The 21,321-nt window shown below is 61.4% G+C and carries 22 protein-coding genes; 7 read left to right on the top strand and 15 right to left on the bottom strand.

From position 1 onward, the window contains the following. Positions 1–6 precede the first annotated feature (6 nt). Complete coding sequence (locus TU80_RS13365; RefSeq protein ID WP_057004679.1) at positions 7–651, bottom strand: hypothetical protein; 645 nt, start codon at positions 649–651, stop codon at positions 7–9. Between the two features lie 132 nt (positions 652–783). Here TU80_RS13365 and TU80_RS13370 point away from each other — a divergent pair, with 132 nt between their 5' ends. After that, positions 784–1,050 (top strand): hypothetical protein, encoded by a 267-nt coding sequence (locus TU80_RS13370; RefSeq protein ID WP_017846521.1) that lies wholly within the window; start codon positions 784–786, stop codon positions 1,048–1,050. On the opposite strand, the gene yfcF is transcribed toward TU80_RS13370, so the two are convergent. Both yfcF and TU80_RS13380 read right to left on the bottom strand, forming a co-directional pair. Further along, positions 1,025–1,657 (bottom strand): glutathione transferase, encoded by a 633-nt coding sequence (gene yfcF / locus TU80_RS13375; protein WP_017846522.1) that lies wholly within the window; start codon positions 1,655–1,657, stop codon positions 1,025–1,027. The genes TU80_RS13370 and yfcF overlap by 26 nt on opposite strands. Positions 1,658–1,753: 96 nt before the next feature. Further along, a complete protein-coding gene (locus tag TU80_RS13380) occupies positions 1,754–2,305 on the bottom strand; it encodes a DUF924 family protein (protein ID WP_057004705.1) in 552 nt (183 codons plus the stop codon). Positions 2,306–2,424: 119 nt separating this feature from the next. On the opposite strand from TU80_RS13380, the gene TU80_RS13385 reads away from it, so the two are divergent. Beyond that, a complete protein-coding gene (locus TU80_RS13385) occupies positions 2,425–3,579 on the top strand; it encodes an acetyltransferase domain-containing protein (RefSeq protein ID WP_057004680.1) in 1,155 nt (384 codons plus the stop codon). 58 nt (positions 3,580–3,637) lie between these two features. On the opposite strand, the gene metE is transcribed toward TU80_RS13385, so the two are convergent. The 8 genes from metE to TU80_RS13425 form a co-directional block, all read right to left on the bottom strand. Further along, complete coding sequence (gene metE, locus TU80_RS13390; protein WP_057004681.1) at positions 3,638–5,926, bottom strand: 5-methyltetrahydropteroyltriglutamate--homocysteine S-methyltransferase; 2,289 nt, start codon at positions 5,924–5,926, stop codon at positions 3,638–3,640. A gap of 244 nt (positions 5,927–6,170) precedes the next feature. Continuing rightward, entirely contained in the window at positions 6,171–7,490 is a 1,320-nt protein-coding gene (locus TU80_RS13395) for an OprD family porin (protein ID WP_046383684.1), read from the bottom strand. A gap of 138 nt (positions 7,491–7,628) precedes the next feature. Further along, positions 7,629–8,462 (bottom strand): phosphodiesterase, encoded by an 834-nt coding sequence (locus TU80_RS13400; protein WP_046383685.1) that lies wholly within the window; start codon positions 8,460–8,462, stop codon positions 7,629–7,631. 10 nt (positions 8,463–8,472) lie between these two features. Further along, positions 8,473–9,504 (bottom strand): ABC transporter ATP-binding protein, encoded by a 1,032-nt coding sequence (locus TU80_RS13405; RefSeq protein WP_057004682.1) that lies wholly within the window; start codon positions 9,502–9,504, stop codon positions 8,473–8,475. Next, positions 9,501–10,295: an ABC transporter permease gene (locus TU80_RS13410; protein WP_017846529.1), complete on the bottom strand. Its 795-nt coding sequence runs from the start codon at positions 10,293–10,295 to the stop codon at positions 9,501–9,503. The genes TU80_RS13405 and TU80_RS13410 overlap by 4 nt, the downstream gene beginning before the upstream one ends. Then, the gene (locus tag TU80_RS13415; protein WP_017846530.1) at positions 10,292–11,110 is read right to left on the bottom strand and encodes an ABC transporter permease; all 819 of its coding nucleotides are present in this window, start codon (positions 11,108–11,110) and stop codon (positions 10,292–10,294) included. The genes TU80_RS13410 and TU80_RS13415 overlap by 4 nt, the downstream gene beginning before the upstream one ends. Continuing rightward, on the bottom strand, positions 11,111–12,115 hold the full coding sequence (locus TU80_RS13420) for an ABC transporter substrate-binding protein (RefSeq protein WP_017846531.1): 1,005 nt from the start codon (positions 12,113–12,115) through the stop codon (positions 11,111–11,113). It lies immediately after the preceding gene. Continuing rightward, entirely contained in the window at positions 12,099–13,118 is a 1,020-nt protein-coding gene (locus TU80_RS13425; protein ID WP_046383687.1) for a LacI family DNA-binding transcriptional regulator, read from the bottom strand. Before TU80_RS13425 ends, TU80_RS13420 begins: the two co-directional genes overlap by 17 nt. A gap of 355 nt (positions 13,119–13,473) precedes the next feature. On the opposite strand from TU80_RS13425, the gene TU80_RS13430 reads away from it, so the two are divergent. Continuing rightward, positions 13,474–14,571, top strand: coding sequence for a carboxynorspermidine decarboxylase (locus TU80_RS13430; RefSeq protein ID WP_017846533.1), 1,098 nt, complete (start codon positions 13,474–13,476; stop codon positions 14,569–14,571). A gap of 28 nt (positions 14,572–14,599) precedes the next feature. Further along, complete coding sequence (locus TU80_RS13435) at positions 14,600–15,844, top strand: saccharopine dehydrogenase family protein (protein ID WP_017846534.1); 1,245 nt, start codon at positions 14,600–14,602, stop codon at positions 15,842–15,844. Between the two features lie 153 nt (positions 15,845–15,997). On the opposite strand, the gene glsB is transcribed toward TU80_RS13435, so the two are convergent. Both glsB and TU80_RS13445 read right to left on the bottom strand, forming a co-directional pair. Then, positions 15,998–16,906, bottom strand: coding sequence for a glutaminase B (gene glsB, locus TU80_RS13440; RefSeq protein WP_017846535.1), 909 nt, complete (start codon positions 16,904–16,906; stop codon positions 15,998–16,000). A gap of 98 nt (positions 16,907–17,004) precedes the next feature. Next, the gene (locus TU80_RS13445) at positions 17,005–17,415 is read right to left on the bottom strand and encodes a hypothetical protein (RefSeq protein WP_017846536.1); all 411 of its coding nucleotides are present in this window, start codon (positions 17,413–17,415) and stop codon (positions 17,005–17,007) included. Between the two features lie 109 nt (positions 17,416–17,524). Between TU80_RS13445 and TU80_RS13450 the strand changes: the two genes are divergently transcribed. Then, positions 17,525–18,394 (top strand): AraC family transcriptional regulator, encoded by an 870-nt coding sequence (locus tag TU80_RS13450; protein WP_057004683.1) that lies wholly within the window; start codon positions 17,525–17,527, stop codon positions 18,392–18,394. On the opposite strand, the gene TU80_RS13455 is transcribed toward TU80_RS13450, so the two are convergent. Together TU80_RS13455 and TU80_RS13460 are read right to left on the bottom strand one after the other, a co-directional pair. Further along, a complete protein-coding gene (locus TU80_RS13455; protein WP_046383691.1) occupies positions 18,385–19,026 on the bottom strand; it encodes a ribonuclease T2 family protein in 642 nt (213 codons plus the stop codon). The genes TU80_RS13450 and TU80_RS13455 overlap by 10 nt on opposite strands. A gap of 90 nt (positions 19,027–19,116) precedes the next feature. Then, complete coding sequence (locus tag TU80_RS13460) at positions 19,117–20,097, bottom strand: Gfo/Idh/MocA family protein (protein ID WP_057004684.1); 981 nt, start codon at positions 20,095–20,097, stop codon at positions 19,117–19,119. A gap of 126 nt (positions 20,098–20,223) precedes the next feature. Here TU80_RS13460 and TU80_RS13465 point away from each other — a divergent pair, with 126 nt between their 5' ends. Next, on the top strand, positions 20,224–20,586 hold the full coding sequence (locus TU80_RS13465; RefSeq protein WP_046383693.1) for an NUDIX hydrolase: 363 nt from the start codon (positions 20,224–20,226) through the stop codon (positions 20,584–20,586). Positions 20,587–20,664: 78 nt separating this feature from the next. Further along, positions 20,665–20,841, top strand: a complete 177-nt coding sequence (locus tag TU80_RS32675; protein ID WP_156422910.1) for a hypothetical protein — start codon at positions 20,665–20,667, stop codon at positions 20,839–20,841. The last annotated feature ends 480 nt before the right edge of the window (positions 20,842–21,321 follow it).

A 21,321-nucleotide genomic window follows, 5' to 3' on the forward strand; every position in this document is an offset into this window, starting at 1 on the left:
TTCACATCAACCCGCTCGGACTAATGCCTTGAGCGACGCATCAAATTGTTTCAAGGCATCGAGCTGTACATCGCGCTGCTGCTCGATCTGCGCGGCAATCTCCGGGGCCGCCTTGTCATGCGCCCACACCGACGGCACCTGCTTCTGCACCGAGCCTTCGGCCTTGGCGATGTACTGCAGGTCCGCGTCATAGAAGCGCGCGATAAAATGCGCCTCGACCAGGTCGTTACGCGGGGTCAACAGTTGGTTATGGGTGTCGAGCATCACTACCACATCGGGGTGAGCCTGCACGAGCGCATCCAGCGTGTCGTAAACGGTCACCGACAAAAACGTGCCTTGCAACGAATTCATCAACCAGTCAATCGCCAACTCCGGGTCGGAACTGTTGACGAACGCCGCACGGATGCGCCCATCAAGGGCATCTCTGGCGCCATTCAAGGCTGTGGCGTGGTAGCGTTCAAGGTAGCTGAGGTTGTCGACCGTATTTTCGCTGTACAGCACCCCCACTGACTGCTCGTGCCGCAGCGAGTCTACGCTACCGCCGAGTGACAGCAAATGGCCTGTACGCAGTTCATCGGCGATTACCGGGTTGATCATGACCACAGTGCTCATCATCAGGGTCATTAAAGCCAGTTGAATAAACGTCCTCATCGCGCGATTTCCTTGAACTGCGTCTCGATGGGGAGATTTTCCGCCTTTGTGGAAAAAACAGAACTTGCAATCTTTGATGCTGACTATTATCTGAATCAATAGTGCTTACATAAAATCTATAAGGACCACGCTATGAAACCCCACCAGAAAACCTTCGACCGCATCCGCGAAGCCGTATTGCCGGATTTTCGCGATCGGGTCGCCGATTACCTGGTTGTCTATGAAGACGTGCTGCTGGACGAGGCCGCCGACCCGGACCAGGCCTACGCCATCGCCCAGCAATTGCTCGGTTACCTGCGCGGTTTGAACACCACCCGCGTGCTGGGCATGGCGGACTGGGAAGAGCTGGACCGACGCGTCGCGCAGGAATGGCCTAAAGCGCGGGCCTTGGCAGATTGACCCATTCCTGCACCGATGGCCGCTGCCATTGGCGCTGCGCATAGCTCACCAAGTCGGCCGGCACAGGGTCGCCGTTGAGGATCAGGCGGTTGAGCATCACCGCCAGGTCCACATCGGCAATTGACCACTCCCCGAACAAGTACGCCGGATTCCCCGCCAACAGCACCTGCGCCGCACCGATCAAGCGATGGGCGGCAGCTTCGGCCAATGGTGACAACGGCGGCATCTTCTGCCCATAGAACACCACCAACGTCGAACGCTCCTGGCGAATCGGCAGCAAATCGCTGCGCAACCACGCCTGGACCTGCCGCGCCCGCGCCCGCTGCTTCGGATCGGCCGGGTACACCGCCGTTCCGGGGTAGGCCTCGTCGAGGTATTCGCTGATCGCCGAGGACTCCGACAGGGAGAAATCACCGTCCACCAGCGTCGGCACGCGTTGGGTCATGGACAGTTGGGCAAAGCCCGCCGTCTGGTGTTGCGCGGCGTCGAGGTCGAGGGGCACGGTGTCGAACGCCAGGCCTTTTTCGCGCAGGGTGACGAACACCGACATCGCGTAGGGGCTGGTGAACAGCGAATCAACGTAGAGGCGCAGCGCAGCTTGGTTCATGGTGGATCTCCTTGAGTGAAACCCCACGCTACGAGATCGGCGGCAATAAAGACAATGCGCAGTTTTTATGGGGGCATTCCCCGGCGGAATAGCGCCTCAACCGGCAAACCCGCCCTGCTCCAGAAAGGCCCGTTCCGCCTCCGTGGTCGTCCTGGCCAGCACCTCATTGCGGTGGGGAAAGCGCCCGAAACGTTCGATGATCCGCGCGTGTTCCTTGGCCCAACGGTAAGTGTTGGCATCCAACTGCTGGTTGAGGAGCAGGGAGCGTTGCTGGTCTTGCGCGTCTTCGGAATGTTCAAACGGCAGATAGCAAAACGCACGCAATGCCGGTTCGACCAATTGATCCAGCCCGGCGTCCACCATGCGCCGCGCATACAGGCGCGCCAACGGGTCCGTGGCAAACATATGCGCCGTGCCGCGAAACGCGTTGCGCGGGTACTGATCGAGCAGGATCAGCAAGGCCAGCGCACCTTGCGCCGAGTCCAGCCAGCCCTCCAGCTCACGCCGCGCCGCTTGCAGATGAGTTGCGTTGAAGGTGTCGCGAAACGCCGCGTCGAACGCGGCGTCCTTGGCGAACCAACGCTTGGGGCCGGCCTGCGTCCAGAAATCGACGACGGTGTGCGGGGTGTCGTTGTGTGGCTTGCTCATGATCAGCCTCTCCCGATGCCAGGCGCGAACCTGTTCGCTCTCGATGACTTCGCGCAGCGGCGCGCGCATACGTTATAGGATAACATTCGTTTTCCATCCTGCCCTTGTGATCCACGCCCATGACCGACGCTGCTCCCCTGCGCCAACGCCTGCTTTCCATCGACGCCCTGCGCGGCCTGGTGATCCTGTTCATGCTGCTGGACCACGTGCGCGAAACCTTCCTGCTGCACCGTCAGGTCAGCGACCCGATGAGCCTCGACAGCACCGAGCCCGCGCTGTTTATCAGCCGTACCCTCGCCCACCTGTGTGCGCCGGTGTTTGTGTTGCTCACCGGGCTGTCCGCCTGGTTGTACGGGCAAAAATACCAGGGCCGTGGCGATGTGTCGGCCTTTCTGTTCAAGCGCGGGCTGTTCTTGATCGTGCTGGAGTTCAGCCTGGTCAACTTTGCCTGGACCTTCCAACTGCCGCCCAGCGTCATCTACCTGCAGGTGATCTGGGCGATTGGCCTGAGCATGATCGCCCTCGCCGCGCTGCTGTGGTTGCCGCGCCCGCTGCTGATCAGCTTGGCACTGGTGATCATGGCCGGGCATAACCTGCTGGACGCGCTGCACTTCGCTCCAGGGACAGCGCTGCAGACTGTGTGGGCGCTCCTGCATGAGCGTAGTTGGATCGAGGTGTCCGATCACCTGCGATTGCGCATCACGTACCCGGTGTTGCCATGGATCGGTGTGATCGCGCTGGGTTACGGCCTGGGCCCATGGTTTGCCACGGCCATGGCGCCGGCCCTGCGCCAGCGTTACCTGTTGCGGGCGGGGCTCGGTGCATTGCTGGGATTCGTGGTGTTGCGGGCGGCCAATGGCTATGGCGAGCAGCCGTGGCACGCGTATGACAGCGGCGTGCTGACGTTGATGAGCTTTTTCAATGTCACCAAGTATCCGCCGTCGCTGCTGTTCCTCGCGTTGACGCTGGGCATTGGCCTGTTATTGCTGCTGGCGCTTGAACGCGTGGGGCAGCGGCGCTGGATCGGCGTGCTCGCGGTATTCGGCGCAGCCCCGATGTTCTTTTATCTGTTGCACCTGTATGTGCTGAAGATGCTCTATGTCGCGTGCGTGGCGCTGTTGGGCCTCAACCATGGCGCCTACTTCGGCTTCGACAGTGTCGGCGCGGTATGGCTGGTCGCGCTGCTCTTGCCGATGGCGCTGTATTGGCCGGTGCGCTGGTTTGCCGGGCTGAAGGCGCGGCGGCGGGATGTGGCGTGGCTTAAATACCTGTGACCTGTCACTGCGCCTGCGGTGAAAGGGCGCAAGCGCCCTCTCACCTTGTCGGGCCGTGTTACGCCAGTTCGGCGCGCAGTTGCCGCGCCGCCGCGACCATATGGATCAGGGCCGCTTCCGTCTCCGGCCAGCCGCGCGTTTTCAAGCCGCAGTCGGGGTTCACCCACAAGCGTTCTGCCGGAATGCGTTTGGCGGCCTTGCGCAACAGGTTGGCCATTTCCGAGGCGTCCGGCACCCGTGGCGAGTGGATGTCATAGACGCCCGGGCCGATGTCGTTCGGGTAGGCGAAAGCTTCGAACGCGTCCAGCAGTTCCATGTCCGAGCGCGAGGTTTCGATGGTGATCACGTCGGCATCCATCGCCGCGATGGACTCGATCACATCGTTGAACTCGCTGTAGCACATGTGCGTATGAATCTGGGTTTCGTCACGCACGCCGCAGGCGCACAGGCGGAACACTTCGGTGGCCCAGTCCAGGTAGTGCTGCCACTGCGCCTGGCGCAACGGCAAGCCTTCACGGAACGCGGCTTCATCGATCTGCACGATCTGGATGCCGGCGGCTTCCAGGTCGACCACTTCGTCACGGATCGCCAGGGCGAGTTGACGCGCCTGCACTTCACGCCTCACGTCTTCACGCGGGAAGGACCACATCAGCATGGTCACCGGGCCGGTCAGCATGCCTTTCATCACCTTGCGGGTGAGGCCTTGGGCGTAGCGGATCCACGCCACGGTCATCGCCTGCGGGCGGCTCAGGTCGCCGAAAATCACCGCCGGTTTCACACAGCGTGAACCGTAGCTCTGCACCCAGCCGAAGCGGGTGAAGGCGTAGCCGTCCAATTGCTCGGCGAAGTACTCGACCATGTCATTGCGCTCGGCTTCACCATGCACCAATACGTCCAGGCCGAGGTTTTCCTGCACCTCAACGGCGTGACGAATCTCGCTGTGCATCGCCTCGACGTATTCGGCTTCGCTCAACTTGCCTTGTTTGTAGGACTGACGCGCCAGGCGGATCGACGCGGTTTGTGGGAACGAACCGATGGTGGTGGTCGGAAACAGCGGCAACTTGAGACCGGCGCGTTGTGTCTCGATGCGCTGGGCAAACGGCGACTGGCGCTGGCTGTCCTGAGCGGTGATCGCCGCCACGCGGGCTTGCACCGCCGGTTTATGAATGCGCGGCGATGCGGCACGGGCCGCCTGTACGGCGCGGCTTTCGGCGAGCGCGGCAAGCACGTTCGGCGCGTCGGGCTGGTCGACGGCCTGGGCCAGCACGGCCACTTCGGCGCACTTCTGGACGGCGAACGCCAGCCAGCTTTTCAACTCGTTATCGAGCTGGTCTTCACGGCCCAAGTCGACCGGGCTGTGTAACAACGAGCAGGACGGCGCCACCCACAGGCGATCGCCCAATTTTTCATGGGCGTGCCGCAAAGTGGCCAGGGCATTGTCCAGGTCGCAACGCCAGACGTTACGCCCGTTGACGACCCCAAGGGACAACACCTTATAGGCCGGCAGGCGGTCGAGAATGGTCGGGTACTGCTCCGGTGCGCGCACCAGGTCGATGTGCAGGCCATCCACCGGCAGGTTGGCGGCCAGGCCGAGGTTTTCTTCCAGGCCACCGAAGTAAGTCGCGACCAGCTTTTTCAGCGGGTCACGCTGGATCAGGTTGTAGGCACGCTCGAAGGCGTTTTTCCAGGCTTGAGGCAGGTCGAGTACCAGAATCGGCTCGTCGATCTGCACCCACTCCACGCCCAGGTCAGCCAAGCGCTGGAAGATCTGGCCGTACAGGGGCAGCAGGCGGTCGAGCAGCTCGAGTTTGTCGAAATCGCCGCCCTTGGCCTTGCCCAGCCACAGGTAGGTCAGCGGGCCGATCACCACGGGTTTGACGGTGTGCCCCAGGTCAAGCGCCTCCTTGACCTCGTCGAAGAGCTGGTCCCAGCCGAGGTGGAAGTGCTGGTCGACGCTGAACTCAGGCACCAGGTAATGGTAATTGGTGTCGAACCATTTGGTCATTTCCTGGGCGTGCGCCCCGCCGCAGCAATTGTCACTGACGCCACGCGCCATGCCGAACAAGGTTTGCAAGGTGGCTTTGCCATCGGCCGGGCGGAAACGCTCAGGGATCACACCGAACATCAGCGAATGGGTGAGTACCTGGTCGTACCAGGCAAAATCGCCGACGGGCAACAGCTCGATGCCAGCCTGTTTTTGCAGGGCCCAATGTGCCTTGCGTAAATCGCGGCCGACAGCGTGCAGGCCGGCTTCGTCGAGTTCGCCCTTCCAAAACGCTTCCTGCGCTTTTTTCAGTTCACGATCGCGTCCAATGCGCGGAAATCCGAGGGAATGAGCGACTGCCATGACTTACAACTCCACTGTAGGTAGTAATGGCAGCCATTGTCGGCAGATGACGATAGTGAGACAAACTCATTTTATTCCTGATGATCACAAGATCTACTCATGTTAATACTGCGCTCACGTCGCCTGAACACCTGACCCTTGTAGGAGCGAGCTTGCTCGCGAAGAACCCAAGTGCGCCGCGTACCGTCAGGCAGCCCGCATGATCGTTGGCGTTCTTCGCGAGCAAGCTCGCTCCTACAGGCTGTTACATCAATGGAATCGAATAACTCACGAACAGCCGATTCTGATCCTGGTCCCGCGCGACCTCACTGCGCGACATACCGTTGCGCCAGCCGAACCCGACGTTCTTGAAGGTGCCGCTCTGCACCACATAATCCAACGAGATATCCCGTTCCCACTCGCTGGCGTTGTTCCCGCTGGCGGTGAGGATATGGTCGCCTTTCAAATACATCATCGACGCCTTCAAGCCCGGCACGCCCAACGCCGCGAAGTCATAGGCGTACTGCGCAAAGGCCGTGCGTTCGCCGGCCTGGATAAAGGTTTGCACCGTCCGGTCGGTGTAGAGGTACAGGCTGGAGCCGCCCTCCCCTTTGTTCACCAGGCCGCCCTGGTTGAGTTGGGCAAAGTTGCTGTCATCGGACACTTGCTGGTAACCGGCGGTAATCGCGTGGGACCCCAGGGAGTAGATGAAGGCCGCACTCCAGGTGTTGTTGTCGATTTCACCGCTGCCGTTTTTGGTATAGCCGCTGAACTTGTAGCCTTCGGCGCGCCCGGCGGCGCTGCTGTTTTTGCCGTCGGAGGTGGTCTTGAAGTAACGCAGGTCGGTTTTCAACGAACCGTAGTCGCCCAGCGGCAATACATGAATCAAGCCGGCAAAGTGTTGTTGGTAATAGTCTTCGAGGTTGGCGTAGTAGTACTGGACCATCAGGTCCTTGGTCAGTTGGTAGTCGGCACCGGCGTAGGTGAATTTATTGCTTTCCTGGGTGCCGCCCGCCGCCGCCAGGCCGCTGCGGTCGCTGGAGCCGCGCCCGGTGGTGTGTTGAAGCTGACCGCCGATCAGGGTCAGGTTGTCGATGTCTTTGCTGGTGACCTGCCCGCCTTCGAACGATTGCGGCAACAGGCGGCCATCGTTGCTCACCAGAATCGGCAGGTTCGGGCGCAGGTAGCCGTAGCGCGCTTCAGTCTTGGCGAAGCGTGCCTTGGCGGTGGCGCCGCCGCGAGCCCAGTTGTCCACGGCCTTGCCGTCGTCGGTAGGGATCATCGAGCTGCCCACATGGCGCCCAGCGCTGCTGTCGAGGGTCATGCCAAGCATGCCGACCGCGTCCAGGCCAAAGCCGACGGTGCCGTCGGTGAAACCCGATTGGTAATTGAGTATGAACGCCTGGCCCCACTCTTCAGTCTTCGACGGTGCGGCGCTGCCGTCACGGTTGTCGTTGTTGAAGTAGAAGTTGCGCATGCTCAAGTTGGCTTTGCTGTCGCTCAAGAAATCGGCCGACGCCAGGGGGCTCAGGGCGATGCCCAGGCTGCCGGTCAATAGGCTTAATACATTCAAAGTAGCTTTCATCAGGACGAACTCCGGCGCGGAATCCAAGTTCCGGGCGCTAAAAATGGACAGCAGGAAGCACACGGCCACACGTGAGTTGGCCGTTGCGTTAACTAACGTTCAGTTACTTGGTTGGGTGAAGTGAACCTCCGTAAAACCTCAGTCAATCAATCCATGAGCGTCATAAAACGGATATGGCCCCGGGTAGTCCCCGAATACGCCGTTGTGGCTGACCAACCCTTGTTGCGCATCCCAGCGATGCAACAAGTAACCCGCCGGTTCCAGGTTGAAATGCGCCGGCGCGGCGTCTTGCAGGTCCAGCACGATCTGATGGGACGTGCCAGGGCATACACAGCTCAAACTGCCGCCGAAACGCCGCTGCATCGACCGGTGCAAATGCCCGCACAGCAAGCGTTCCACCTGCGGGTGGCGCGCCACGACGGTTTCGAGGGCGGCGGCATTGATAAAGCGCTCGCGGTCCATATGGCCGATGCCGCTGATAAACGGCGGGTGATGCAGGATCAGCACGGTCGGCGCTTGCGGACGCAGTGCCAACTGTTGGTCGAGCCACTGCAACTGGCTGTCCAGCAGTTGGCCGCCATGGCCGCCGGGGATGGTGGAATCGAGGCCGATCAGGCGCAGGGGGTGGGCGTCGACCACCCAATCCAACGGGCCCGCCGCCGAACTCGGCAAGTAGGTGTGATCGCGGAACGCATCCAGCAACGGCCCGCGCGTGTCATGGTTGCCGGGCACCAGGTAGCAAGGCATGTGCAGGCGCGCCAGTTCAGGGTGCAGCACGGCGTATTCATCGGCGCGGCCGAAGTCCACTAGGTCGCCGCTGATCACCACGATATCGGGGCGTGGGTGGCTGGCGTTCAGATGGTCGACGGCACGGCGCAGCGCGCCCAAGGTGTCGACCACGCCGTAAGTCAGGCGCTGGCCGGCTTTAAGGTGCAGATCGCTGATCTGTGCAACAAGAAACGGACGGTTCACAAGGCAACTCTCACGCATTCAGGGTGAACAACATGTGCGGCGCGATGGCCAAGGCAATCGGCGCGCCGACGGCGTACAGCTGGTTGTCGCTGCTGTCGACCAGCAACGGTTGCGGGCCGCCCACATCCACCAGCAGGCGGCTTTGCGCGCCCTGGAAAAACTGCGCCAGCAGATGGCCGTGCAGATGCCCTTCGTGTTCCATCACCCGCAAGTGTTCGGGGCGGCAATACACGGTGCCGGGCAACTGCGCTGCATGCCACGGCAATTCGCCGCCGCAGACTTTCAAACCATGGGGCGACGGCTCAATGACCTGGAAGGCATTCAGGTTGCCGACAAAGCCTGCGACGAAGGCGTTGGCCGGTTTCTGGTAGATGTCCCGCGGGCTGGCCAGTTGCGCGACGCGGCCGTGTTCCATCACCAGGATGCGATCCCCCAGGGCCATGGCTTCGCCCTGGTCGTGGGTGACAAACACCGAGGTGATACCGAGGCCGCGCAACAGTTGATTCAACTCACTGCGCAGGCGCTCACGCAATTGTGCATCGAGGGCGGCCAGGGGTTCGTCCAGCAACAGCACCTTGGGGCGCGGCGCCAACGCACGGGCCAAGGCCACGCGCTGGCGTTGCCCACCCGACAGTTCATGAATGCTGCGCTTGCCGTGGTGTTGCAAACCGACCAGTTCCAGCAGTTCCTCGCAGCGCTTGTTGCGCTCCGCTGGCGACACGCCGCGAATCTTCAGGCCATAGACGATATTCCCGGCCACATCCAGGTTGGGAAACAGCGCATAGTTCTGGAACACCATGCCCACATCGCGACGCTCGATGGGCAGGCGCGTGACCTCCTGGTCGCCGAAGAACACCTGGCCCACATCCGGGCGCTCCAGGCCGGCGATCAAGCGTAACGTCGTGGTTTTGCCGCAACCGGACGGGCCGAGGATGGCCAGGGTTTCGCCGCCTTCGACGGTCAGGTCCAAGTCATGCACGGCGACGGTGCCGTCGGCGAACGCCTTGCGGCAACCTTGCAGGCGGATAGTGATAGCGGTCATCGACGCTCTCCACGGGACAGACGGGCACTGATGGCCTGCAACGCAATCAGCAGCGGCACGATCATCAGCAAAAAGATAAGGGTGTAGGCGCTGGCGATTTCCAGGCGCGCCGAGGCGTAGCTGTCGGCCAGGCCCACCGGCAGGGTCTTGGTCATGGGCGTATGCAGCATCCAGGTCAGGTTGAATTCACCCAGCGACAAGGTGACCACCATCAGCACACCCGCGAGAATCCCTGCCCGGCAGTTGGGCACCACCACGCTGAAAAAGCGCTTGATCGGACCTGCCCCCAGGCTCGCCGCCGCCTCCTCCAGCACCGGCAGTTGCTGGCGTTGCATCACCGCCATCACCGGGCGCACCAGGAACGGCAAGGTGAACAGCACATGGCCGACCAAAATGAACAGCCAACTGCTGCGAAACGCGCCGAACTGGCCGTAGGTCAAGAGTAAGGCCAACGCGCTGGCCAGCCCCGGCATCGCCACCGGCAGCACCATCAGTTCCTCGAAGGCGCGACTGAAGCGATTGTTCATGCACACCAGGGCGTAGGCCGCCGGCACGCCGATCACGCAGACGCACACCGCGCAGGCCAGGGCCAGTTGCAGCGACAACCACACCGTCGGCGAATAGGCCTGCCAGACCTGAATCAACCAATCGAAGGTCAAGCCACTGGACAGGCCCACAAAGAAATTGCGCGTGAGCCCGGCCAGCAACGACATCAACACCGGCACCAACATGAAGGCGCACACCAGCAGGGTAAACAGCAGTTGCATCACGAACAGCGATGAGCGCTTCACAGGACAGTCCCCGCGTTTTTCACCCAGCGCCGGGTGAGCAGCAACACTGCCCAGGTCAGCGCGCCCAACACCACGGAAAGCGCCGCGGCGACGGCAAAGTTGGCGTAGTTGGTGAACACGTTGTAGATCGCCACCGGGGTCACGTTCAGCCGGGTGCCCAAGGTGAACGCGGTACCGAAGGCGCCCATGGACGTGGCAAAGCAGATCGCCCCGCAGGACGCCAACGCCGGCGCCAGGCCCGGCACGATCACATCGCACACCACGCGCCAATGCCCTGCGCCCAACGAGTGCGCGGCTTCTTCCAGGCTGCGGTCGAGGCTTTCGCACGCGGCCATCACCGTGAGGATCACCCGCGGGATCGAGAAGTACAGATAGCCGATAAACAACCCGGCCAGCGAGTAAGCGAAGATCCAGCGCTCACCGGCCAACTGCAGGCCCAGGGACGCCAGCAGGCCCTGGCGCCCGGCCAACAGGATCACCAAAAAGCCCACCACGACACCCGGGAATGCCAACGGAAACGTCAGCAACGCAACCAGCGCCGAACGCCCGAAAAACTGCTGGCGCGCCAGGAATACACCGCTGATGCCGCCGATCAGTAACGCCACGAGAGTGACGAACACCGCAAGCGCACAGGTTTGCGCCAGGCTGCCTAGATACTGCGCGCTGCTGAGGACCTGCCAGTAACCGCTGCCGTTGCTGTCGCGGCTCTCGGCGCCGAGCACCATCAGGTGCGCCAGCGGCAACAGCCAGAACGCGAGCAGCACCGCAAAGGCCGGGGCCAGGGCCCAGGCGGTATGTCTTGCCGATGCGGCCACTTACTTGACCTCGTTCAGGTAACGAGCGGCAAAGGCTTCCTGCACGGCGGCCATTTTCTGGTAGTCCACCACGCCGGCGCGGGCGTAATCGCTGTCGGGCAGGAACTGCGCGGCGACTTCGGCCGGCATCTGCACCGGGCGTATCGGGCGCAGGTAAGCCTTCGCCCACAGCGCCTGGCCGGCATCGGACAGCACGAAATCCAGCACTTTTTCGCCATTGGCGCGGTGCGGTGCGTTGGCCACCAGGCTCATCACGTAGGGCACGCTGATGCTGCCTTCCTGGGGAATCACGAACGCGACGTTGGCGTTGTCTTTGTAGCGTGCGCGGTAGGCGTTGAAGTCGTAGTCCACCAGGATCGGCAACTCACCGGACAACACCCGCGCATAGGCGGTTTGCTTGGGCACGATGGGGGCATTTTTCGCCAGTTTCTGGAAGTAGTCGATGGCCGGGGCGAAGTTGTCCAGGTCGCCGCCCAGGGCGCGGTTGATTGCCACCGCCGACACGTAGCCGACGAAAGCGCTGGACGGGTCGAGGTAGCCGACCATGCCTTTGTATTCAGGCTTGAGCAGGTCGGCCCAGCTTTGCGGCACCGGCAAGCCACCCAGCGCATCGACGTTGACCATGATGCCCAAGGTGCCGGAGTGGATCGCGAACCAGTGGCCGGTCGGGTCTTTCAAGCCGGCGGGAATCTGCTCCCAGCCTTTGGGTTTGTAGCCATCGACCACCTCGGCCTTTTGCGCCTGCAGGCCGAAGGTCACGCCGTAATACACCACGTCGGCCACCGGAGCGGCTTTCTCCGCCACCAACTGCGCCAGGGACTGGCCGGAGTTCTTGTTGTCCAGCGGCACCTGCACGCCAGTGCTGGCGGCGATGGCCTTGAGCTGGGTGCCCCAGTCGGCCCAGTCCGGCGGGCAGTTGTAGCAAATCGCCGTGTCGGCGGCCTGGGCCAGGCTGGCCATGCCGCACAGCAGCACGGCGGCCAGGGTTTTACTGAATACGCGCATCAAGGGTCTCCTCATGGGGTTGAGTGCTTTCACCCGGCCGGATATGGCAAGGCAGGCAATGGGAAATCGGGGCGTTGCCGGCGATCTGCGCCAGCAACTGGTCAATCACGGTGCTGGCAAGCAAGGCGATGGGCTGCACCACGCTGCACAGCGTCGGGTGCATCTGGGTGCCGAGGGCGATGCCGTCGAAACCCATCACTGACAGTTGCTCGGGTACGTTCCAGGCGTTGCGGCGCAGCTCGGCGATCAGGCTGATCGCCAGGAAGTCGTTGGAACACACCAGCGCGGTCGGGGCATCAGGGCCGTTGAGAAACGGAGCGATGGCGGCGAATTCGGCCTGGGTATGGGCCGGCATTTCGATCACCGGGCGGGGTTGGAGGCCATGCTCTTTCATCCCATCGCAATAACCGGCGTAACGCAGGCGTGCGCGGTCGGACTGCAACGCGGGGCCGGCGACCATGCTGATGCGCCGGTGCCCCGCTTCGAGCAAATAGCGCGTTGCCTGGGCCATACCGGCGCGGTTGTCGACGGACACCGCGCTGTAGTCGGGGTTGCTGGGTTGGTGGTAGGCGAGCACGAACGGCGTCTGCTCGGTAGCCAGGCTGTGTAGCACGCTGTTGCTTTCGGCATCCGTCACCGTCAGCACCAGACCGTCGACGCGCTGGCGCAGCAACTCTTCCACCACAATGCTTTCGCGCTCGCTGCTGTAGTCGGTGGTTGCCAGCAACAGGCTGTAGCCGCGCAAACGGGCCGCTCGCTCCATGGCCTGCAATTGCTCGGCGAAGACCGGGTTGAGCAGATTGGGCACCACCACGCCGATCAGGTTGGTGGTTTGCAGGCGCAGTTGGCGGCCGAGCAAGTTAGGCCGAAAACCCAGTTCACGGGCAGCGGCGAACACCTGTTCGCGGGTCGCCGGGCGTACCTGGTCGGGAGAGGCAAAGGTGCGGGCAGCGGTCGCACGGGAGACCCCGGCCAGCCGTGCAACGTCTTTCAAATCAGTCATGGTCACTCGCTTGAGATCGATCTCATTGGCGAGGACATTAGCGGCGCAATGTGGCAGGAACGTGGTGGACAGATGACGGTTTGATGTCAGCGCCCTGGACACACCGCGATTCGAATGTGGGAGGGGGCTTGCCCCCGATGGCGGTGGATCAGCTGGCCTATCGGGCGTTTGACACAACGCTATCGGGGGCAAGCCCCCTCCCACATTGGGTCGATGCATGCCGTTGGAGAGTCATATTCCGGGGCTATGCTTGGAAACCCGACGCGCAAAATCCGCCCGCTAACCTTTCGATCTGCTCCAAGTGCGGGCACAATGCGTGTCCTTTTTTGGCAGGCACCGCCGCAGGCTCTCAAAAATGATCAAAACGCCGTACTACCTCATCGATAAACAGAAACTTCTGGTCAACATGCAGAAGATTGCTTACGTGCGCGAACAGTCCGGCGCCAAAGCGTTGCTGGCGCTCAAGTGCTTTGCCACCTGGTCGGTGTTTGACCTGATGCAGCAATACATGGACGGCACCACGTCGTCGTCGCTGTATGAATTGAAGCTTGGTCGCCAGAAATTCCAAGGCGAGGCGCACGCCTACAGCGTGGCCTGGGCCGACGATGAAATCGAAGAGATGCTGGAAAACTGCGACAAGATCATCTTCAACTCCATCAGCCAACTGCAGCGTTTTGCCGAACGTAGCGAAGGCAAGACCCGCGGCCTGCGCGTCAACCCGCAGGTGAGCAGTTCGGATTACCTGCTGGCCGACCCGGCGCGTCCGTTCAGCCGCCTGGGCGAATGGGACCCGGTGAAGATCGAAGGCGTGATCGAGCAGATCTCCGGTTTCATGTTCCACAACAACTGCGAAAACGACGACTTCAGCCTGTTCGACAAGATGCTCGGCACCATCGAAGAACGCTTCGGCGCGCTGCTGCACAAGGTCGAGTGGGTCAGCCTCGGCGGCGGCATCCATTTCACCGGTGAAGACTATGCCGTGGACGCATTCTGTGCGCGCTTGAAGGCGTTCTCCGAGAAGTACGGCGTGCAGGTGTACCTGGAACCCGGCGAAGCGGCGATCACCAACAGCGCCTCGCTGGAAGTCACCGTGCTCGACACGCTGTACAACGGCAAACACCTGGCCGTGGTCGACAGTTCCATCGAAGCCCACCTGCTGGACCTGCTGATCTACCGCCTCAATGCCAAGCTGGCGCCGAGCACGGGTGAACACACCTACATGGTGTGCGGCAAATCCTGCCTGGCCGGGGACATTTTCGGCGAGTATCAATTTGATCGTCCGTTGGCCATCGGCGATCGGCTGTCGTTCATCGACACCGCGGGCTACACCATGGTCAAGAAAAACTGGTTCAACGGCCTGAAAATGCCGTCCATCGTAGTGAAACAACTCGACGGTACAGTCGAGGTGGTTCGTGAATTTGGTTACGACGACTACCTGTCCAGCCTTTCGTAAGCTGGCGGATAAAGGAGAGATAAAGCAATTGAAAAAGAACGTTCTTATCATTGGTGCAGGAGGTGTCGCCAAGGTGGTGGCCCACAAGTGTGCGCAGCACAACGACGAACTCGGTCGTATTGCTATTGCGTCGCGCAACATCTCCAAATGCCAGGCCATCATCGACAGCGTCAAGGCCAAGGGTAGCCTCAAAGTACCCGCCGACATCCAAGCCTTCGCGCTGAACGCCCTGGACGTGGAAGCGACCAAGGCCCTGATCCGCGAGACACAATCGCAGATCGTCATCAACGTCGGCTCCGCCTTCCTCAACATGTCGGTGCTGCGTGCCTGCATCGATACCGGCGTGGCTTACCTCGACACCGCCATCCACGAAGAGCCGGGCAAGATCTGCGAGACCCCGCCGTGGTACGGCAACTACGAATGGAACCACCTGGAAGAGTGCAAACAGAAGAACATCACCGCCATCCTTGGCGTGGGCTTCGACCCGGGTGTCGTCAACGCGTATGCCGCGCTGGCGCAGCAACAGCATTTCGACCGCATTGATTCGATCGACATTCTCGACGTCAATGCCGGCTCCCATGGCAAATACTTCGCCACCAATTTCGACCCGGAAATCAACTTCCGCGAATTCACCGGACAGGTGTGGAGCTGGCAGAACAGCCAGTGGACCAGCAACACCATGTTCGAAGTCAAACGTACCGACGACCTACCTGTGGTCGGTTCGCAGAACCTGTACCTGACCGGCCACGATGAAGTTCACTCGCTGTCGAAAAACCTCGACGTGCCCAACGTGCGTTTCTGGATGAGCTTCGGCGAGCATTACATCAACGTGTTCACCGTGCTGAACAGCCTCGGCCTGCTCTCCGAAAAGCCGGTCACCACCGCCGAAGGCCTGCAAGTGGTGCCGTTGAAAGTGGTCAAGGCCGTGCTGCCCGACCCGTCTTCGCTCGCCCCCGGCTACACCGGCAAGACCTGCATCGGCGACCTGGTCAAAGGCACCAAGGACGGCCAGCCGCGCGAGGTGTTCATCTACAACGTGGCCGATCATGAAGAAGCCTACGCCGAGACTGACAGCCAGGGCATCTCCTACACCGCCGGCGTGCCGCCGGTCGCCGCTGCGCTACTGGTAGCGCGTGGTGAGTGGGATGTGAAGCGCATGGCCAACGTCGAGGAACTGCCGGCTGAGCCGTTCCTGAAAGCGCTGGACGTGATGGGCTTGCCGACTCGGATCAAAGACGAGCACGGCGATCGGGCCTGGGATGCGATTGCCTGACAGGCGATAGCAGACCGAACCAAAATGTGGGAGGGGGCTTGCCACCGATAGCGGTAGATCAGTCACAGCTGTATTGACTGACACACTGTAATCGGGGGCAAGCCCCCTCCCACATTTGGATTCGTGATGCTTCCTGCACACACGGGAGCGGCCTCAAAACACCGACCACCCAATCCGCTCACTCAACAGTTCCAACGCCTTGATCCCCGCCAGCGAATTCCCCGCCGCGTTCAACTCCGGCGACCACACGCACACCGTGAACTGCCCCGGCACCACCGCGACAATACCGCCGCCGACCCCGCTCTTGCCCGGCAAACCCACGCGATAGGCGAAGTTCCCCGCCTCGTCATACAGCCCGCTGGTGGCCATGATCGAGTTGACCTGCTTGGTCTGGCGCGCAGTCAGGATCTGCTCGCCGCTGTGGGCACTCACCCCCTCGTTGGCCAGGAAACTGAACGCCCTGGCCAGGTCCAGGCAGCTCATCTGCAACGCGCAGTAGTTGAAGTAGCTGTGGAGCACCGCGTCGACGTCGTTATGGAAGTTGCCGAACGACTTCATCAGGTAGGCCATGGCCGCGTTGCGCGCGCCGTGTTGCGCTTCCGATTCGGCGACGACGCTGTTGACCAGGATCTGCGGGTTGCCCGACAGGCGCCGCACAAAGTCGCGCATCGACAGAATCGGCACGGCAAAGCGTGACTGGTTGATATCGCAGATCACCAGCGCGCCGGCATTGATAAAGGGGTTGCGCGGGCGGCCGCGTTCGAATTCCAGCTGCACCAGGGAGTTGAACGGTTGCCCCGAGGGCTCGTGGCCGAGGCGCTCCCAGATGGTTTCGCCGCCGTGGTCGATGGCTTGCACCAGGCTGAACACCTTGGAAATACTCTGCACCGAGAACAGGGTATCGGCATCTCCGGCGCAGTAGGCTGCGCCGTCGTTGCCGTACACGGCAATCCCCAGTTGATCGGCGGGCACGTCGGCCAGCGCGGGAATGTAGTCGGCGACGTTGCCGAGGCCGATCAGTGGACGAACTTCGTCGAGAATCGACTCCAACAGCGCCTGCATGTCTTGTCCTGTCATCGTTCTTTGAATCAGTGGTAAGCGGGGCGCGGAGGATACTTCAATGCGCTCGGCAGTCCCACTGGCGGGAGGCGGTGTATGGCTTAGAAATACGTCACATCCGACACCTGCTCATCCAGCACATCCCGCGCCAGCGCCCACGCCTGGTCATTGGACGCCACCATCAGCAGCGGATAACCCCAGGCATTGCCAAACGTCGCGGCGAACGGCTTGAGTGCCCGGCGCTTGGCCGCGCAGGGCTCCACCTGGATCATGCCTTTGACATACGCACGCAGGGCCTGCCGGTGTGTCTTCATCCAGTGCGAGGCGTGCTCGCGCTCTTCGTAGGAGTGCGCGTGATTCAGTTCGTCCAAGGCTTTTTCATACAGCAACACAAAAGATTGCTGACGTGCCAGCAGGCCTTCGAACATCACGAAGCTGTCCTGCGACCCGCCTTCATTCGGCGCATCAAAAACGATCTTCACCACGGGAAATGCTGAACTGTCGAGTCGCATGGCAGAGTTCCTTAATGAGAGGGAGTCTCACTATAAGGCTGACGAAGCTGGACGGCATTGCACAGAATAGCCAGAATGTTTCGCAATTCAGCCAAGCTGCGAGCTCACCATGAAACGCCATCGCCTGGACCTGCATGATCCGTTGTTAGCCAAGGATGCCGATCTGGTCCCGCGTGCGGTGGTGGCCGTGAGCGCGACCAGTACGTCCGAGCGTTGGGAGCACGTTCAGCACACCCACCGCAAAGGCCAGTTGATGTACACGCTGCGCGGGGTGATTCATTGCGAAATCGAGGCCGGCATCTGGATTGTGCCGCGCCAGTGTGCGCTGTGGATTCCCGGCGGCATGCCCCACGCCGCGCGTGGCGCCGGCGAAGCTGAGTTGTATTGCCTGCTGATCGACCCGGAGGCTGCCGGCGCCCTGCCCTCGCAATGCTGCACCCTGTCGGTATCCGGCCTGTTGCATGAGTTGATCAGCAAGGCGGTGAGCTTCCCGCAGTTGTACGACGTGAACAGTGCGCAGGGGCGTTTGATCGACACGCTTTTGGACGAACTGGCCCAGGCGCCCATCGAAGGCCTGCACCTGCCGATGCCCCAGGACCCGAGGCTGCGTCGCCTGGCCGACAGCCTGCTGGCCAACCCCGGCGACAAGGCCACGCTCGGCCAATGGGCGGCGCGCATCGGCATGAGCGAGCGCAGCATGACGCGCTTGTTGCTGGAGGAGTCAGGCCTGAGCTTCGGCCGCTGGCGTCGGCAGTTGCATGTGATCCTGTCGTTGCAACGACTGGCCAGGGGCGAAAGTGTGCAGCGGGTCGCCCTGGACTTGGGCTATGAAAATGCCAGCGGTTTTATCACCATGTTCCGCAAGGCCGTGGGCCAGCCGCCAGCGCGTTACCTGGCGGGCCGCGTCGGGGTGTCGACGTCAACCGAGGCCCCGGCGGCCATCGCATTGCACTCGCTCCAGGCGCCCGATCAGCGCTGAACCGGAATGCGGATATCACCGTCCCGGCACTGGGTTTTCACACTCTTGGGGCAGCCGGCAAAACGCAGTTCCTTGCTCAGACACACGCGCACTTCGGACAGCACCTTGCCCTTGCAGATCACCGCCACGCCATGGTTGCCCATGGCCGGGTTACTCTCGCGAAAGAGCGCCTCGATCTCCCGTGCCTCCAGGTAACCCGGCACGTTGAACGGCTGCAATTGCTGCGGGATCTGCACCGTGGCCAAGGCCGCATCGGTGGCTTGCAGGTAACGCGTGGCTTCCAGGCCGCTGCAGGTGCCATGTTTGGACCATTCATGCTTGAGCAATGCCTGCGTGGGGAATATCAACGCGCCTTTGGCCAACTCATCCGCCGACAGCCGCGACTGCGTATCGCACGACGCCGGCCAGCCACCCCGCGCGTATTGCGGCCATAGCCCATGCAATACAAACCCGTAGCCTTTGCCGCTGCATTGCTCGTTGTTCGGGTGCGCCAGGCAGAACGTCGGCGACCACGACAGCGACAGCACATAAAAATCAAAGTCCCCCGCCGGCCGTTGCTCACGTGGCGCCGCCTGCGTCGCCATGCTTGCCAGTACCCACCCCACGGCCAGCCAGGCTGCCTTGTATTTCATCCGTCTGTTCCTTGAAAAAAATAAGCCCGCATTGTGAGTGCAGGCCAGGGTCCGGCGAAAGTGGTGAATGCAACGCCGGCGCCAGGAAAACTACTCAGGATGATAGGGATTGCGTTGCAGCACCTTGTCCAGAATCCGGTCGGTCTTCAATGCCTCGATCGCCAGCGAGGGGTGCTCGGCTTCGCCGCGAATATGGGCGTTCATGCCCAGCACATGGTGCCACTGGATATGCGTGTGGCAAGGCACCTCCAGCACTTCGTCGACCGCCCCTTCAAGCCGCAACGGCTGGTCGTCGAACACCGCAAACGTGATCCGCCCCAGGGTGCCGATCAGCTCGACGCGATCTTCACGGCGGTCCGCGACAAAGTTCCAGCAGCCCATGCCCAGCGCGCCGGAGCTGAAAGTCCAGCAGGCGGTCACCGCGTCTTCCGCCGCATACTGTCCGGCCTGTCGCGCGGTAAACCCGGCAACCTCGACAATGTCGCCGGCCAGGTACTGGAACAGATCAAAGCCGTGGCTGGCCAGGTCGGCAAAGTAGCCGCCGCCGGCAATGGCCGGGTCGGTGCGCCAATTGGCGGCACTGGTGTCTTCGACGGCTGGCGGCTTGCACAGGGACCAGGTCAGGTGACGCAGTTGGCCGATGCGTCCATCGCGCAACCAGTCGCGCACTTGCTGGAAGCGCGGCAGCGAGCGGCGATAGTAGGACACAAACAAATGCAGCCCGGCACGTTCGAAAGTGCGCTGCATCAATGCGCCCTGCTCGGCATTCAGCGCCATGGGTTTTTCGACACAACAGTGCTTGCCGGCGGCCGCGACCATCAGGCTGTATTCGAGGTGGCTGTCGGGCGGTGTAGCGATGTACACCGCGTCCACCTCAGGGTCGTTGATCAGTGCCTGGGCGTCGGTATAGAAACGACCAATGCCGTGGCGTGCCGCATAATCGCGCACAGCCTCTTCGCGGCGCCCCATCACGGCCACCAGGGCCGAACCTGGCGCTTTGTAGAAAGCAGGTCCACTCTTTAACTCAGTGACGCTGCCACAGCCGATCATGCCCCAACGTACCGTCTTCATCTGCTCCCCTCGTGCGTTGTCGTCAATCGACCAGTATCTATATCCTCACGCAGATGCGCCACCACCACCCAGCATGACATTTGCATTACACTTTTATGACAGACATCTCGCTGCGGGGCACAGACGATGAAAATACGCGCAACGGTGATTTGCGAACACGAGGGGCATATCCTCTTCGTGCGCAAAGCCAGATCTAAATGGGCGTTGCCGGGCGGTAAGGTCGAACGCGACGAGCGCCCGGTAGGCGCCGCCGAACGGGAGCTGGAAGAAGAAACCGGGTTGAACGTCGACGGACTGCTGTACCTGCAGGAATTGAAGGCGCGCGACACGCTGCACCATGTGTTCGAGGCGTCGGTGGTGAACATCGCGCAAGCACGGCCGTGCAACGAAATCATCGATTGCCGCTGGCACGCCTACAGTGCGATGGACGAGCTGGACACTACCGATACCACCCGGCACATCGTCAAATCCTTTCTGCGACGCCTGTAGTTCCGCGCTCTGTCCGGCGGCCTGTGCAGATTCTGCGTCGGGGCGCTTCACTCGAATGTGCTCAGGCAGGTTATCGACTTGCTCGCCACCGAAATCGGTAATCTCATCCAGCGAGTTGGATGGAACAGTGTGATGCTCGAGTTTGCCGAGAACATCGACGAGTTGCTGTACCAAGCCAAGCACAATGGTCGGATGCGCGCGGAGCTTGTTGATGCCGACAACAAATCCCAGGCAAAAAAAATCCCAAGTAGCTGATGGAAACTTGGGATTTAAAAAATGCATAAACCGTGGGAGGTGAACGCCCGGCTATAGTACCGATTGCCTAATCCCGTAACAAGATGGTTTTAATCCTTTCGTCGGAATAAAACAATCGTAAGTCCTTCAATAACCACACATTTATCAAGGTAGGGAGGTATATAAGTGCCACTTTTTGGTGCAAATACCATCGCGACTTTGAAGTACTATTCCCCTTTATAAAGAAGGGTTATCAATCGATCTCGGCGTCAGACTTTTCGATGACTGTCCGCTCAACTGTTTGCACGTATTGCTAAGTTCAATCCTGTTTGCCGACGCGGCACTGGCCACGCGCTCCACTTGCCTGCAGAGAGCCAGGTACTCGACGGTCTGTTCACGCTGGCGGTCGACTTTGGCATTGAGTTGTACGAAATAGATCCCCAGCAACACCGCAACGCACAACACCGCGACTGCGAAGTAGCGCAAGCTGTCGGGCGACCG

It is taken from the genome of Pseudomonas veronii (assembly GCF_001439695.1).
GTDB lineage: Bacteria > Pseudomonadota > Gammaproteobacteria > Pseudomonadales > Pseudomonadaceae > Aquipseudomonas > Aquipseudomonas veronii.

Excerpts from the sequence above, each read along its gene's own strand:
- TU80_RS13465 (WP_046383693.1), top strand. The coding sequence starts at position 20,224 with ATGAAAATACGCGCAACGGTGATTTGCGAACACGAGGGGCATATCCTC.
- TU80_RS13405 (WP_057004682.1), bottom strand. The coding sequence starts at position 9,504 with ATGACCGCTATCACTATCCGCCTGCAAGGTTGCCGCAAGGCGTTCGCC.
- TU80_RS13380 (WP_057004705.1), bottom strand. The coding sequence starts at position 2,305 with ATGAGCAAGCCACACAACGACACCCCGCACACCGTCGTCGATTTCTGG.
- TU80_RS13430 (WP_017846533.1), top strand. The coding sequence starts at position 13,474 with ATGATCAAAACGCCGTACTACCTCATCGATAAACAGAAACTTCTGGTC.
- TU80_RS13450 (WP_057004683.1), top strand. The coding sequence starts at position 17,525 with ATGAAACGCCATCGCCTGGACCTGCATGATCCGTTGTTAGCCAAGGAT.
- TU80_RS13420 (WP_017846531.1), bottom strand. The coding sequence starts at position 12,115 with ATGCGCGTATTCAGTAAAACCCTGGCCGCCGTGCTGCTGTGCGGCATG.
- TU80_RS13445 (WP_017846536.1), bottom strand. The coding sequence starts at position 17,415 with ATGCGACTCGACAGTTCAGCATTTCCCGTGGTGAAGATCGTTTTTGAT.
- TU80_RS13425 (WP_046383687.1), bottom strand. The coding sequence starts at position 13,118 with ATGACTGATTTGAAAGACGTTGCACGGCTGGCCGGGGTCTCCCGTGCG.
- TU80_RS13460 (WP_057004684.1), bottom strand. The coding sequence starts at position 20,097 with ATGAAGACGGTACGTTGGGGCATGATCGGCTGTGGCAGCGTCACTGAG.
- TU80_RS13370 (WP_017846521.1), top strand. The coding sequence starts at position 784 with ATGAAACCCCACCAGAAAACCTTCGACCGCATCCGCGAAGCCGTATTG.
- yfcF (WP_017846522.1), bottom strand. The coding sequence starts at position 1,657 with ATGAACCAAGCTGCGCTGCGCCTCTACGTTGATTCGCTGTTCACCAGC.
- glsB (WP_017846535.1), bottom strand. The coding sequence starts at position 16,906 with ATGCAGGCGCTGTTGGAGTCGATTCTCGACGAAGTTCGTCCACTGATC.
- TU80_RS13455 (WP_046383691.1), bottom strand. The coding sequence starts at position 19,026 with ATGAAATACAAGGCAGCCTGGCTGGCCGTGGGGTGGGTACTGGCAAGC.
- metE (WP_057004681.1), bottom strand. The coding sequence starts at position 5,926 with ATGGCAGTCGCTCATTCCCTCGGATTTCCGCGCATTGGACGCGATCGT.
- TU80_RS13365 (WP_057004679.1), bottom strand. The coding sequence starts at position 651 with ATGAGGACGTTTATTCAACTGGCTTTAATGACCCTGATGATGAGCACT.
- TU80_RS13395 (WP_046383684.1), bottom strand. The coding sequence starts at position 7,490 with ATGAAAGCTACTTTGAATGTATTAAGCCTATTGACCGGCAGCCTGGGC.
- TU80_RS13385 (WP_057004680.1), top strand. The coding sequence starts at position 2,425 with ATGACCGACGCTGCTCCCCTGCGCCAACGCCTGCTTTCCATCGACGCC.